The following is a 12,589-nucleotide window of genomic DNA, read 5'->3' on the forward strand; positions in this document are numbered from 1 at the left end:
GCTCAGCCCTCGCGCGGCCAGGTCTTGGCCACCAGGGTCAGCACGTCGTAGGTGGCGACCGGGGCACCGTCCTGGTTCGCCACCACGGCGTCCCAGCGCACCTCGCCGTAGTCGGCGTTGGTGCGGGCGGTGATCTGCTTGACCGTCAGCGCGACCGAGATGGTGTCCCCGGCCCGCACCGGGGTCAGGAACCGCAGGCCGTCCACGCCGAAGTTCGCCAGGACCGGACCCGGGTCCGGCTCGACGAACAGCCCGGCGGCGAGCGAGACCACCAGGTACCCGTGCGCCACGATGCCCCCGAACAGCGGGTTCTGCGCTGCCGCCGCCGCATCGGTGTGCGCGTAGAACGTGTCGCCGGTGAACTCGGCGAAGTGCTCGATGTCGGCGGGGGTCACCTCGCGCGCCGCCGACTCGATCGAGTCGCCGATCCGCAGCTCGGCCAGGGACTTGCGGAACGGGTGCACCTCGCCGACCGCGCGCCGCGACCCGGTCGTCCACCGGCCGGTGATCGCGGTCAGCATGTCCGGCGACCCCTGCACGGCCGTGCGCTGCATCAGGTTCAGCACGCCCCGGACCCCGCCCAGCTCCTCGCCGCCGCCCGCGCGGCCGGGGCCGCCGTGGACCAGCACCGGCAGCGGGCTGCCGTGCCCGGTGGACTCCTCGGCGCAGGTGCGGTCGAGCACCAGGACCCGCCCGTGCCACGGTGCCAGGCCGATCGTCACCGCGCGGGCCACCTGCGGGTCGTGGGTGACCAGCGACCCCACCAGGCTGCCCCGGCCGCGCGCCGCCAGCGCCACGGCCTCGTCCACCGACGAGTAGGTCAGCACGATGCTGACCGGCCCGAACGGCTCCACGTCGTGCGGCTCGACCGCGCCCGGCGCCGCCTTGAGCAGGATGGGGGAGAGGAATGCGCCCCGCTCCGGGTCCGCGTCGAGCACCGAGACCCGGTCGGGGTCGCCGAAGACCACCTCGGACGACGCGCGCAGCGCCTCGACCGCCTTGCGCACCTCCCGGCGCTGCCCCAGGCTCGCCAGCGCGCCCATGCGCACGTCCTCGTTCTCCGGGTTCCCGACGGTCACCTGCGCCAGCCGCGCGGTCAGCGCGTCGAGCACCGCGGCGGACGTGCCCTCCGGGACGAGGACCCGGCGGATCGCCGTGCACTTCTGGCCCGCCTTGACGGTCATCTCGGTGACGACGGCCGTGACGAACAGGTCGAACTCCGGGTCGTCGGGGGTGACGTCCGGGCCGAGGATGGAGCAGTTCAGCGAGTCCGCCTCGACGCCGAGGCGGGTGCCGCCGTGCAGCACGGACGGGTGGTCGCGCAGGATGCCCGCGGTGTGCGCGGAGCCGGTGAAGCCGACGAAGTCCTGCTCGCCCAACTCGTCGAGCAGCCCGCGCGGACTGCCCGAGAGCAGTTGCAGCGCGCCCTCGGGCAGGATGCCGGACTCGATGATCCGCCGCACCACCGCCTCGGTCAGGTACGCGGTCTGGCTCGCGGGCTTGACGATGCTCGGCAGGCCCGCCAGGAACGCCGGGGCCAGCTTCTCCAGCATCCCCCACACCGGGAAGTTGAACGCGTTGATCTGCACCGCGACACCGGGCCGCGAGCTGTAGACGTGCTGACCGAGGAAGGTCCCGCCCCGGCCGAGCCGCTCCACGCCACCGTCGAGGGCGATCGTGTCGTTCGGCAGCTCGCGGGCGCCCTTGCTGGCGTAGCTGAACAGGGTGCCGAAGCCGCCGTCGACGTCCACGGCGGAGTCCCGCCGGGTCGCGCCGGTGCGGGCGGACAGCGCGTAGAAGCTCTCCTTCTCCGCCATCAGCAGGGCCGCCAGCTTCTTGATCATGGCCGCGCGCTGGTGGAACGTCAGCTCGCGCAGCGCCGGACCGCCCACCGACCTGGCGTGCCCGACCATCGCGCGCAGGTCCAGGCCGCGGCTGGACAGCCGGGCGACCTCCGCCCCGGTGACCGCGTCCGCCAGCGGCTCGCCCTCGTCGTCGGCGCGGAACCAGCGGCCCGCGGCGTAGCTCTCCAGCAGTGCGCTCACCGGTCGGCGTCCTCTCCCTGGGGTGCGTCGGCGGGGGTGCCGCCGCGGCGTTGCGCGACCCCGTTCCCGTGTGCCACGGTAATACAGAACGTTCGGTCGGTAAATCGCCCCGCAGGAGGTCTGATGACCACGGTCGCCGAGCCCGCGCTCGTCGAGCACTTCGAGGCCACCCTCGCCAGCCACGACCGGATCGAGCCGCGCGACTGGATGCCCGATGCCTACCGCGCGACCCTGGTGCGCCAGATCGCCCAGCACGCGCACTCGGAGATCATCGGGATGCAGCCGGAGGGCAACTGGCTGACCCGCGCCCCCTCGCTGCGGCGCAAGGCGATCCTGCTGGCCAAGGTGCAGGACGAGGCGGGCCACGGGCTGTACCTGTACTCCGCGTGCGAGACCCTGGGCACCTCGCGCCGGGAGCTGACCGAGAAGCTGCTGACCGGCAGGCAGAAGTACTCCTCGATCTTCAACTACCCCACCCTGTCCTACGCCGACGTGGGCACCATCGGCTGGCTGGTCGACGGCGCCGCCATCTGCAACCAGGTGCCGCTGTGCCGCACCTCCTACGGCCCCTACGGCCGCGCCATGATCCGGATCTGCAAGGAGGAGTCCTTCCACCAGCGGCAGGGCTACGAGCTGCTGCTGACGATGATGCGCGGGACCGACGAGCAGCGGGCCATGGTGCAGGAGTCGGTGGACCGGTTCTGGTGGCCCGCGCTGATGATGTTCGGCCCGCCGGACGCGGACTCGCCCAACACCGCGCAGTCGATGGCCTGGGGCATCAAGCGCAACACCAACGACGAGCTGCGCCAGAAGTTCGTGGACATGTCCGTCCCGCAGGCCGAGGCCCTCGGGGTCACGCTGCCCGACCCGGACCTCCGGTGGAACGAGGAGCGGCAGGCGCACGACTTCGGCCGGCCGGACTGGGACGAGTTCCGGGCCGTGGTGCGCGGCGACGGCCCGTGCAACGCCCAGCGGATCGAACACCGGCGCCGCGCCCACGACGACGGCGCCTGGGTGCGCGCGGCGGCCACCGCCTTCGCCGCCCGGCAGGCCGAGGAGGGGGAAAGCCGGTGAGCGAGCGCGAGACCAGCCCGGAGTGGCCGCTCTACGAGGTGTTCGTGCGCGGCAAGCGCGGCCTCAACCACGTCCACGTCGGCTCCCTGCACGCCGCCGACGACGCGATGGCCGTCCTGCACGCCCGCGACGTCTACACCCGCCGCAACGAGGGCGTCAGCGTGTGGGTGGTGCGCTCCGAGCACATCACCGCCTCCAGCCCGGACGAGAAGGACCCGATGTTCGCCCCCAGCGGCGACAAGGTCTACCGGCACCCCACGTTCTACGACATCCCCCGGTCCGTCCCGCACATGTGAGGAGGCGTGCCGTGCACGCACCAGACGACCACGAGTCCGCCTATGCGGGGCTGCTGGTCAACGACGCGCACTGGGCCTTCGGCACCGACTTCGAGGACCCGCTGGCCGGGGTGGACACCACCATCCCCGACGGCGTCGACCCGGCCGTGCTCGCCCGGTACTGCCTGGCGCTCGGCGACGACGCGCTCGTCCTCTCGCACCGGCTGACCCAGTGGTGCGGCCGGGCCCCGGACCTGGAGGAGGACATCGCGCTGGCCAACATCGCCCTCGACCTGCTCGGCCAGGCCCGCCTGCTGCTCACCCGCGCCGCCGCCGCGGACCCGTCGTGCGTGCCCGCACTGCCCGAGGGTTCACCGGTGCCCGCCGAGGACGCCTTGGCCTACTTCCGGGAGGACCGCGACTTCGGCAACGTCCGCATGGCCGAGGTCCCCAACGGCGACTTCGCCGAGGCCGTCGCCCGCCTGCTGCTGTTCTCCACTTGGCGGCTGGCCCTGTTCGAGCACCTGGCGGGCAGCAGGGACGCGGTGCTGGCCGCGGTGGCCGCCAAGGGGCGCAAGGAGCTGACCTACCACCGCGACTTCGCCGGCCGCTGGTTCCTCACCCTGGCCCGGGGCACCGAGGAATCCCGCCGCAGGCTGCTGGACGCGCTGGCCGGGCTGTGGCCGCTGTGGCCGGAGCTGTTCGGCACCCACCCGGTCGAGGCCGCCGCCGCTGCGGCCGGGGTCGGGGTGGACCCGGCGTCGGTGGCCGCCGGGGTCGACGCGGTCCTCGGGCAGGTGTTCGCGACCTGCGGGGTGGAGCGGCCGGAGGCGGCGCCGCTGGCCGGGGTGGCGGGCCGGTTCGGCCGCGACGGCGCGCACACCGAGGCGCTGAGCCTGCTGCTGGCCGAGATGCAGGTGGTGGCCCGCGCCCACCCCCGGGGGCAGTGGTGAACGACGCCGCGCTGGACGACGAAGCCGTGGTGGAGGACAGCGCGGCTTCGACGCCCCTGCACCGCGCCAGGGTCGCCGCCGAGTCGGTGGTGGACCCCGAGCTGCCGATGCTGACCCTGGCCGACCTGGGCGTGCTGCGCGAGGTCGGGGTGGCCGGGGACGGGTCGGTCGAGGTGGCGATCACCCCCACCTACTCCGGCTGCCCGGCCATGGCCACCATGCGCGACGACCTCGTCCGCGCCCTGCACCGCGCCGGGTTCCCCGGCGCGCGGGTCCGGGTCGCGCTCCACCCGGCGTGGACCACCGACTGGATCACCCCGCGCGGCCGGGCGGCCCTGAGCGACGCCGGGATCTCCCCACCCGGACCGGCCCCGCGCCGCGACGGCCCGGTGGCGCTGGACCTGCTGGCGCCCCGGCGCCGCGTGCACTGCCCGCGCTGCGCGTCCGCCGACACCGAGCTGACCTCGGAGTTCGGCTCCACCGCGTGCAAGGCGCTCTACCGGTGCCGCGCCTGCCTCGAACCGTTCGACCACGTGAAGGAGATCTGAGGTGACGAGCACGCTCCCGGTGGTGTCCCCGACGCGCTTCCACGCCCTCACCGTGAGCCGGGTCGACCACGTCGCCGACGACGCCGTGGCGGTCACCTTCACCGTCCCCGACGACCTGCGCGCGGAGTTCGACTTCGCCGCAGGCCAGTCGCTGACCCTGCGCCGCGTGGTCGACGGCGTCGAGCACCGCCGCAGCTACTCGATCTGCGCTGCGGTGGGCGAGCCACCCCGCATCGGCGTCCGCGCGATCCCGGGCGGCCTGTTCTCCACCTGGCTGGCCCGCGAGGTCCGCCCCGGCGACGCGATCGAGGTACGGGCTCCGTCCGGCACCTTCCGCGCCGACCCCGACGCGGGCGGGCGGCACCTGTGCGTCGCCGCGGGTTCCGGCATCACGCCGATGCTGTCCATCGCCTCCACGGTGCTGCGCAACCCGAAGAGCCACGTGACCCTGCTCTACGGCAACCGCACCACCAACTCGGTGATGTTCGCCGAGGAGCTTGCCGACCTCAAGGACGCCCACCACCGGCGGTTCGAGCTCGCGCACGTGCTCTCCCGCGAACCGCGCGACGTCGAGCTGTTCTCCGGCCGCCTCGACGCCGACCGGCTGCGCCGCCTGCTGAGCGCCCTGGTCCCGGTCGGCGCGCTGGACCACGTGTGGCTGTGCGGGCCGCTGGACATGCTCTCCGACGCCCGCGCCGTGCTCGCCGAGCTGGGCGTGGACCCGGCAAAGGTCCACTTCGAACTGTTCTACGTCGACGAACCACCGCCGAGGTTCCGGCACGCGGACACGCTCGCCGAGGGGATCACCAGCGACGTCACCGTGGTCCTCGACGGCCGCTCGACCACCGCGCCGCTGCCCCGCGACACCACGATCCTCGACTCCGTCCAGCGGCTGCGCGGCGACGTGCCGTTCGCCTGCAAGGGCGGGGTCTGCGGCACCTGCCGGGCCCTGGTCCGGGAGGGCGAGGTCGACATGGTCCGCAACTACGCCCTGGAAGCCGACGAGGTGGCCCGCGACTTCGTCCTCACCTGCCAGACCTTCCCCGTCGGCGACACCGTGACCGTCGACTTCGACGCCTGACCCGCGTGCCTGACCCGGGCGCCGCACCCGCGGGGTGCGACACTGCCGACATGTCCCGAGCAGCCCACCCGCCCCGACCCGACGTCGAAGGCAGGCGCCGGGGCAGGCCGGGCTACGACCTGGAATCCCTGCTGACCGCCGCGGCCACCCTGTTCACCGAACGGGGTTACGACGGCACCAGCATGGAACACCTGTCCCAGCGGCTGGGCATCACCAAGTCCGCGATCTACCACCACGTCCCCAGCAAGCAGGAACTGCTGCGCCTGGCGGTGGACCGGGCCCTGGACGGGCTGTTCGCCGAGGTGGAGAAGCTGGAAGCGGTGCGGGGCCCGGCCATCGACCGGCTCGAACAACTGGTCCGGGGCAGCGTCCGGGTACTGGTCGAGCAGCTGCCGTTCGTGACCCTGCTGCTGCGGGTTCGGGGCAACACCCCGGTGGAACGGGCGGCACTGGCCCGCAGGCGCGAGTTCGACCACCTCGTCGCCGCCCTGGTGGCCCAGGCGGCCCAGGAGGGCGACCTGCGGCCGGACATCGACCCACCCACCGCCACCCGCCTCCTGTTCGGCATGGTCAACTCCATCGCCGAGTGGTACCGCCCGCGCGGCGGAACCAGCCCCACCGCCCTCGCCGCCACGGTCGTCGCGGTGGCCTTCGAGGGCCTGCGCACAAGAGAACGCCCGTGACGCCACCGGTGGTCCTGCGAGCTGGGCTTCCCGGTCATGTCCCGACGCGGAGCCGGTAGCCGCTGAACCGCCCAGCCGGATGATTCCGGCCCGACCTCAGTCCAGCACGTCCAGCCCGTGCTCCCAGCGCCGCCGCCGCTCGGCGAAATCCTGTTCCCACCACGGTGTCCCACGCTCACCCAGGGCGACCTTGGCGGTGTGCACCCGCGCCCGCGCATCCCGCTCCGCCTCGGCGTCCTGCCCGCGGCGGGCGGCCCCGACGTCCCGGCGGGCCCGCATCAGCAGGCTGCGCAACCGGGCCGCGGCCTCCTCCGGGATCTCGGGATCGGTGGCCCGCCACCGCCGCCCGTCGACCACGATGAAGCGCCCGTCCGGCGTGCGCTCCGGCTCAGCCACCCGCACTCCCGGGCAGCCGGATCCTGATCGGCCCCCGCCACTCGCCGTCGGGGTCGAGCACCCGGTCCCCCTGGGTGAGCCGCACCCGCCCGGCCCGGGTCAACTCCCGAGCCACCTCCCGGGCCCGCGGCAGCAGGGGCCGCCAGTCGTCGGCCACCGCCCTGGCCGCGTCGGACGGACAGGTGCTGGAGTCCGCGCCCCGCGCGCAGGTCAGAGCCAGGATGGCGGCCCGCAGCCGTTCCGGGTGAGCCTCAGCGGTCAGTGCGATCCGGGCCTGGTCGGCACCGGGGCCACCACCGTCCCGGATGCGCTCCAACTCCCGCTGCGGCGCGGGCCGATCGGTCATGCCACCAGGATCACACCGATCAGCCCGCCCCGCCCGGTGTGGGACGTCGGCACCGGGCCACCGGGAGCGGGCGAGGCCATGTGGTCGGGGGGATTCACCGGATGGCCCAATGCGCCTGGGAAAAGGGTGATCCGGGGCTATGGTGGCGCCGGGGTCCGCATGCCACGTGCAATGCGTCAGGGGGAATACGATGGGGAAACGTCTACGCGGCCTGTTCGTCGCGGTCGCGGTGCTGAGCGGTGTCCTGGTGGTGCCGGTCGCGGGAGCGGCGGCGGCCGAGCAGGTGGAGAAGAACATGTACTTCCCGCACGGGCCGGTGCGGGTGCTGGACACCCGGGCCACCGGGCCGGTGGGGCCGTACGCGACGACCAGGCTCCGGATCTCCGGCGCCCACGGGATGCCGTCCGGTGTGGTGGCGGTGGCGGTCAACCTGACCGTCACCGACGCCACCGGGGCGGGCTTCCTGACGGCGTGGGCGGACGGGACCGAACGGCCGGGGACCTCGAACGTCAACTTCGCCCCCGGGCGCAGCGTGCCCGGCCTGGCCTTCGTGGAGGTGGGGGCGAGCGGTGACATCCTGCTCGGCAACGGCAGCGGTGCCAGTATCGCCGTCATCGCCGACGTGGTCGGGTACTTCAAGCCCGGACCCGGCCTCGGCTACGGCGGACCGGTCGGGCCGACGCGCCTGGTGGACACCCGCAACACCGGGCAGCGGATCCCGGGTGGGACGGCGCTGTCCGTGGGGGTGGGACAACCCGGTGAGCAGGTCGTGCTCAACATCAAGGTGACCGAGCCCCTTGCACCCGGGTACGTGGTCGTCCACGCCGGGGGCACGGCGCGTCCCGGCACGTCCAACCTGAACTACCTGCCGAACCAGACGGTGTCCAACACCGTCGTCGCACCGGTCGGCGCGGACGGCACGGTCAGGGTCTTCACCACCGCCCACACCCACCTCATCGTCGACCGGACGGCCTCGTTCACGCCGCAGGCCACTCCCGGATACCGGCCGGTGGTGCCGGTGCGGACCCACGACTCCCGCGTCGACCCCTCCGGTCCCATCCCCCCGGGCGGAAGCAGCGTCGTCAACACCTTCTCGCCGGAAATCCCCACCGAGGGCGAGGGAGCGATGACGGGCACCGTCAACACCATCACGGTCGTCGAGCCGGAATCCGGTGGTCACTTCGTCGCCGAGAGCCAGTGGAGCCCGCAGCCGAGCGGGACCAGCATCGACTTCAGCGCCGCGCAGACCACGTCGAACCTGATGACGCCGGGTTGGAACCGCCGGAACCACCCCCCGCAGCTCATCTTCGGGCCGTTCCTCCGCTCCTCCTGGACCACCGCGCCCACCCACGTCGTGATCGACACCGTGGGCTACTTCGCCAACTGATCCGACACCGCCCGCCTGGTCCCCGGTACCCGCGGACCAGGCGGGTGCTCCGGTCACCAGCGCAGGAAGGCGAACCCGGTGCCGTCGGGGCGTTCGCCGTCGTGGACCACCAGCAGGTTCAGCCGCCCGGTCACGATCGCCGCGCCGTCGGAGTGCTCGACGCCCTCGACGCGGAAGTCGCGCAGGGCGTGGAAGTGCCCCGTCCGCTGGTACAGCACGAACCGCGAGTCGCCCTGGCTCGAGGCGATGAGCTTGTCGCCGGTGATGGTGAGCCCTTCGGCGTCGGCTTCCAGCCACCGCCCGCCGAAGCCGGGGTCCGGTCCGGCGGCGGCGCACTCCTCGGTCTGCGGGTCGTAGGCCTGCGGCGCGCCGAACGTGCGCACCCTGTCCACCAGTTCGGGCTCGCCGAAACCGCTCGCGCGCAACGGGATGCGCCAGATGCCGACGTCCTCCTGCGCGGCGTACAGCACCCCGGCGCGGGAGTCGATCACCATGCCCTCCACCTGCGGGTCGTCGCCGGGATCGCCGCACGGGGACCACGTCGTCCCGTCGGGGAGGGTGAACCGGTTCGGCAGGTCCAGGGTCGCCGCCACGCGCGTGTCGACGGTGCTGCCCTCGACCACGTGCAGCAGCGCGATGCGGGTCTCGCTGCGCCTGCTGGTGACGACCACGTCGCGGCCCCCGACGGTGCCCGCGGCCAGGCCGTAGGCGGTGTGCTGCTCGTCGACCTCGGCCTCGGAGGCGGAGAACACCGGGCGGGTGCCGGGGGAGGTCACGTCCCGCACGCCCGCGGCCGACACCCGGTAGGCCCGGATGCGGTCCCGGCCGCGGTCGCTGACGAACGCCAGGTCCCCGAGCACGTCGACGTTGTTGAACCGCCCCGGCTTCGCCCCCGGTGTCGGCGCGGCCGGTGCCGGGACGACGCCGAGCGTGCGGCCCCGCAGGTCGAACGCGGCGAGCCCGCCCTCCTTCAGCGTGCCGAGGACGACGCTGCGCTCCACCCCCGCGGGGTTGACCCAGATCGCCGGGTCGTCGGCGTCGGCGGGTTCGGCGAAGGTCTGCGTCACGGCGGTCGGCGCGAGCACGGGGGGCACGGCGGGCACCCCGGTCAGCAGCAGCGGGACCACGGCGAGGGCGAGTGGGGACATGGTCGGAACGTACGAGGTCCCGGTGTACGCGGGATGAACGCGACGTGCGCGGTGGGTCGTCCCGAGCCGACCACCCGGTGCCGGGCCCGTCGGGGCAGCACCACCCGCACGGTGGTCCGACGCGGCTGCCCGCTGTAGGCGGCGGCACACCGGCGGAGCCGGTTCCTGCCCCCGTGGTCCCGAACTCCCCGCCGAGGCGTTGACATACTCGGGCCATGTCCAGGCTCGTGCTGTGCCTCGCCGCCACCCTGCTCGCCGCCTGCGCTGCGGCGTGCGGCTCGCCCGCCCCGTCGCCGACCGGGTTCGTCCGCGTCGACCAGGTCGGGTACCGCACCGACGAGGCCAAGCTGGCCTTCCTGATGGGGTCGGCCGGTGACGCGTCCTTCCAGGTGGTCGACGAGTCCGGGCGAACCGTCCTCAACGGTGTCGCGGGTCCGTCGACCGGATCGTGGAACACCGGGTTCCCCGAGGTCCGGGCGCTGGACTTCTCGGCCGTGCGGACCCCGGGCAGCTACCGGGTCCTCGCCACCGGGGCGGAGCCGTCGCCGGTCTTCCCGGTCGGCTCGGGTGCCGAGCTGTTCGGCCCCCAGGTCGCCGCGAACGTCCACTTCTTCCAGGCCCAGCGCGACGGCGCGGATGTCATCCCGTCGATTGTGGACCGCAAACCCGCGCACCTCAACGACGCCGCCGCGACCGTGTACGAGGTTCCCCGCTACGACGAGACCGGGAGCGAACTGCTCGACGACCGGCTCACCCCCGTCGGTGGGCCGGTCGACGTCTCCGGGGGCTGGTTCGACGCGGGCGACTTCCTCAAGTTCACGCACACCACCGCCTACAGCACGGCCCTGCTCCTGCTGGCCCAGCGGGACACCCCCGCAGGCGGACCCGAACTGGCGGCCGAGGCCCGGCACGGCCTGGCGTGGTTGGACAAGGTGTGGGACGACTCGACCGGCACCCTCCACGCCCAGGTCGGGATCGGCGCGGGCAACGAGGGCGTGCGCACCGACCACGACGTCTGGCGGCTGCCCGAAGCCGACGAGGCACCCGGTGCCGATCCCGCTCTGGCCCGCAGGCCGGTGTTCCGCGCCGCCGACCCCGGTCAGCCGATCAGCCCCAACCTGGCCGGGAAGGTCGCCGCCGCCTTCGCGCTGGCGGCCCAGACCACCACCGGCGACGCGGCGCTCCGCGCGCTCGACAAGGCGGCGAAGGCCTACGACCTGGCCGACCGCGAGCCGGACGCGCTGGTCACCGCGTACCCGCACGCGTTCTACCCCGAAGCGTCCTGGCAGGACGACCTCGAATTCGCCGCCGCGGAACTGGCCAGGGCGGGCCGGGCGCTCGGCGACCCGCGCACCGGCGGCTGGACGCGCGACGCCGGGCACTGGGCCGCGGACTACCTGGCCTCCGACGCCCTCGGCACCCTCGGTGTCGGCGACGTCAGCGCCCTCGCCCACGCCGACCTGGTCGAACTCCTCGACACCGGTGCCGCGGCCGACGAGGTCACCAGGGACCGGCTCACCGGCGACCTCGCCCGCCAACTCGACGACGGCAGCGCGCGGGCCGCGGGCGACCCCTTCCGCGCGGGCGCCGACTACCTCGAGTTCGACGCCGTGCCGCACGCCTTCGGCCTCGCCGCGACGGCACTGCTGCACCGGCTGACCACCGGGGAGGACACCTACGCCGCGTTCGGCACCCAGCAGCGGAACTGGGCACTCGGCGCCAACCCGTGGGGGTCGTCGTTTGTCATCGGCGCGGGCAGCGCCTACCCGCGCTGCCCGGAGCACCAGATCGCGAACCTCACCGGGCGGGAGCTGACCGGCGCGGCGGTCAACGGGCCGAACCGGGCGGACCGCTTCACCGAGCTCAACCGGTTCCCGACCATGCGCCCCTGCGCGTCGGAGGACTCCACCCGCTTCGACGGCCACGGCGCCCGCTTCGTCGACGACGTCGGCGCCTGGCAGAGCGTCGAACCCGCCGACGACTTCACCGCGACGGCGTTGCTGGCGTTCGCCCTGACGAGCCGCTGACCCCGATGACCCGCGCTCACCCGCGCAGGGCGCGCACGAGGTGGTCGGCGAGGCGTTCGAGGTGGTCGGGCGGGGCCGGGGCCCGCCGGACGGTCAGCCGCCAGTAGACGGGGGCGGCCACCAGGTCGAGCGCGAGTTCGAGGTCCAGGTCGGCGGGCAGCTCGCCGCGGTCGATCGCGCGGCGGAGCGGGACCGCGCCGAGGGCGCGGCGGGGCTCGCCGATCGTGGCCGCGATCGCCGCGGCCAGCGTCGGGTTGCGGGCGGCCTCGGCGACCAGGTCGGGCAGGATCGTGGCGAAGAGGGGGTGGGTCACCCAGTCCCGGACCGCGCGCAGGGTCGCCAGCAGGTCCCCGCGCAGCGAGCCCGTGTCGGACACCTCGGCCTGCGCCACGCTGAACTCCGACAGCACCGCGATCACCATGTCCTGCTTGGACGGCCAGCGGCGGTACAGCGCGCTCTTGGACACCTCCGCGCGCCTGGCCACCGCCTCCATGGACAGCCTGCCGTAGCCCCGCGCGGCCAACTCGTGGAGCACGGCGTCGGTGATGGCCGAGGTGATGTGCGGCTGGAGGAGGGCTGCGCCCGTCGGGGCGCGTCGGGTGCGCTGCTCGGTCATCCCCGGAGTC

At 73.9% G+C, this 12,589-nt stretch carries 13 protein-coding genes; 8 read left to right on the plus strand and 5 right to left on the minus strand.

The genetic code is table 11. The annotated features are described in order from the left end of the window. Positions 1-2: 2 nt before the first annotated feature. Positions 3-2,036: a phenylacetic acid degradation bifunctional protein PaaZ gene (gene paaZ / locus L6E12_RS25550; protein WP_236230502.1), complete on the minus strand. Its 2,034-nt coding sequence runs from the start codon at positions 2,034-2,036 to the stop codon at positions 3-5. Between the two features lie 132 nt (positions 2,037-2,168). Here paaZ and paaA point away from each other — a divergent pair, with 132 nt between their 5' ends. Genes paaA through L6E12_RS25580 form a run of 6 tightly spaced genes read left to right on the plus strand, consistent with a single transcriptional unit; the run spans position 2,169 to position 6,659 of the window. Continuing rightward, on the plus strand, positions 2,169-3,119 hold the full coding sequence (paaA, locus tag L6E12_RS25555) for a 1,2-phenylacetyl-CoA epoxidase subunit PaaA (protein WP_236230457.1): 951 nt from the start codon (positions 2,169-2,171) through the stop codon (positions 3,117-3,119). Next, complete coding sequence (gene paaB / locus L6E12_RS25560; RefSeq protein WP_236230458.1) at positions 3,116-3,415, plus strand: 1,2-phenylacetyl-CoA epoxidase subunit PaaB; 300 nt, start codon at positions 3,116-3,118, stop codon at positions 3,413-3,415. The genes paaA and paaB overlap by 4 nt, the downstream gene beginning before the upstream one ends. Before the next feature lie 11 nt (positions 3,416-3,426). After that, positions 3,427-4,347 (plus strand): 1,2-phenylacetyl-CoA epoxidase subunit PaaC, encoded by a 921-nt coding sequence (gene paaC / locus L6E12_RS25565; RefSeq protein WP_236230459.1) that lies wholly within the window; start codon positions 3,427-3,429, stop codon positions 4,345-4,347. Positions 4,348-4,403: 56 nt separating this feature from the next. Beyond that, positions 4,404-4,895: a 1,2-phenylacetyl-CoA epoxidase subunit PaaD gene (paaD, locus tag L6E12_RS25570; RefSeq protein ID WP_304523915.1), complete on the plus strand. Its 492-nt coding sequence runs from the start codon at positions 4,404-4,406 to the stop codon at positions 4,893-4,895. Position 4,896: 1 nt separating this feature from the next. Continuing rightward, complete coding sequence (gene paaE / locus L6E12_RS25575; protein WP_236230460.1) at positions 4,897-5,976, plus strand: 1,2-phenylacetyl-CoA epoxidase subunit PaaE; 1,080 nt, start codon at positions 4,897-4,899, stop codon at positions 5,974-5,976. A 50-nt stretch (positions 5,977-6,026) separates the two neighbouring features. Continuing rightward, complete coding sequence (locus L6E12_RS25580) at positions 6,027-6,659, plus strand: TetR/AcrR family transcriptional regulator (RefSeq protein WP_236230461.1); 633 nt, start codon at positions 6,027-6,029, stop codon at positions 6,657-6,659. 96 nt (positions 6,660-6,755) lie between these two features. Here the strand turns inward: L6E12_RS25580 and L6E12_RS25585 are convergent, their stop codons facing one another. Both L6E12_RS25585 and L6E12_RS25590 read right to left on the minus strand, forming a co-directional pair. Continuing rightward, on the minus strand, positions 6,756-7,055 hold the full coding sequence (locus tag L6E12_RS25585; protein WP_236230462.1) for a hypothetical protein: 300 nt from the start codon (positions 7,053-7,055) through the stop codon (positions 6,756-6,758). Next, positions 7,048-7,401, minus strand: coding sequence for a DUF3253 domain-containing protein (locus L6E12_RS25590; RefSeq protein WP_236230463.1), 354 nt, complete (start codon positions 7,399-7,401; stop codon positions 7,048-7,050). Before L6E12_RS25590 ends, L6E12_RS25585 begins: the two co-directional genes overlap by 8 nt. A 190-nt stretch (positions 7,402-7,591) precedes the next feature. Here L6E12_RS25590 and L6E12_RS25595 point away from each other — a divergent pair, with 190 nt between their 5' ends. Next, a complete protein-coding gene (locus L6E12_RS25595) occupies positions 7,592-8,788 on the plus strand; it encodes a hypothetical protein (RefSeq protein WP_236230464.1) in 1,197 nt (398 codons plus the stop codon). A 53-nt stretch (positions 8,789-8,841) separates the two neighbouring features. Here the strand turns inward: L6E12_RS25595 and L6E12_RS25600 are convergent, their stop codons facing one another. Further along, on the minus strand, positions 8,842-9,936 hold the full coding sequence (locus L6E12_RS25600; RefSeq protein WP_236230465.1) for a phytase: 1,095 nt from the start codon (positions 9,934-9,936) through the stop codon (positions 8,842-8,844). Between the two features lie 215 nt (positions 9,937-10,151). On the opposite strand from L6E12_RS25600, the gene L6E12_RS25605 reads away from it, so the two are divergent. After that, on the plus strand, positions 10,152-11,963 hold the full coding sequence (locus tag L6E12_RS25605; RefSeq protein WP_236230466.1) for a glycoside hydrolase family 9 protein: 1,812 nt from the start codon (positions 10,152-10,154) through the stop codon (positions 11,961-11,963). A 16-nt stretch (positions 11,964-11,979) separates the two neighbouring features. Here L6E12_RS25605 and L6E12_RS25610 read toward each other — a convergent pair whose 3' ends face one another. After that, positions 11,980-12,579, minus strand: a complete 600-nt coding sequence (locus L6E12_RS25610; protein ID WP_236230467.1) for a TetR/AcrR family transcriptional regulator — start codon at positions 12,577-12,579, stop codon at positions 11,980-11,982. Positions 12,580-12,589 lie beyond the last annotated feature (10 nt).

The sequence above is a fragment of the Actinokineospora sp. PR83 genome (assembly GCF_021056305.1).
Classification (GTDB): Bacteria; Actinomycetota; Actinomycetes; order Mycobacteriales; family Pseudonocardiaceae; genus Actinokineospora; species Actinokineospora spheciospongiae.

What these genes read in the sequence shown, in the direction of transcription:
- paaA (WP_236230457.1), top strand. Translation starts at nt 2,169, where the DNA reads ATGACCACGGTCGCCGAGCCCGCGCTCGTCGAGCACTTCGAGGCCACC.
- L6E12_RS25580 (WP_236230461.1), top strand. Translation starts at nt 6,027, where the DNA reads ATGTCCCGAGCAGCCCACCCGCCCCGACCCGACGTCGAAGGCAGGCGC.
- L6E12_RS25590 (WP_236230463.1), bottom strand. Translation starts at nt 7,401, where the DNA reads ATGACCGATCGGCCCGCGCCGCAGCGGGAGTTGGAGCGCATCCGGGAC.
- L6E12_RS25595 (WP_236230464.1), top strand. Translation starts at nt 7,592, where the DNA reads ATGGGGAAACGTCTACGCGGCCTGTTCGTCGCGGTCGCGGTGCTGAGC.
- L6E12_RS25600 (WP_236230465.1), bottom strand. Translation starts at nt 9,936, where the DNA reads ATGTCCCCACTCGCCCTCGCCGTGGTCCCGCTGCTGCTGACCGGGGTG.
- L6E12_RS25605 (WP_236230466.1), top strand. Translation starts at nt 10,152, where the DNA reads ATGTCCAGGCTCGTGCTGTGCCTCGCCGCCACCCTGCTCGCCGCCTGC.
- L6E12_RS25610 (WP_236230467.1), bottom strand. Translation starts at nt 12,579, where the DNA reads ATGACCGAGCAGCGCACCCGACGCGCCCCGACGGGCGCAGCCCTCCTC.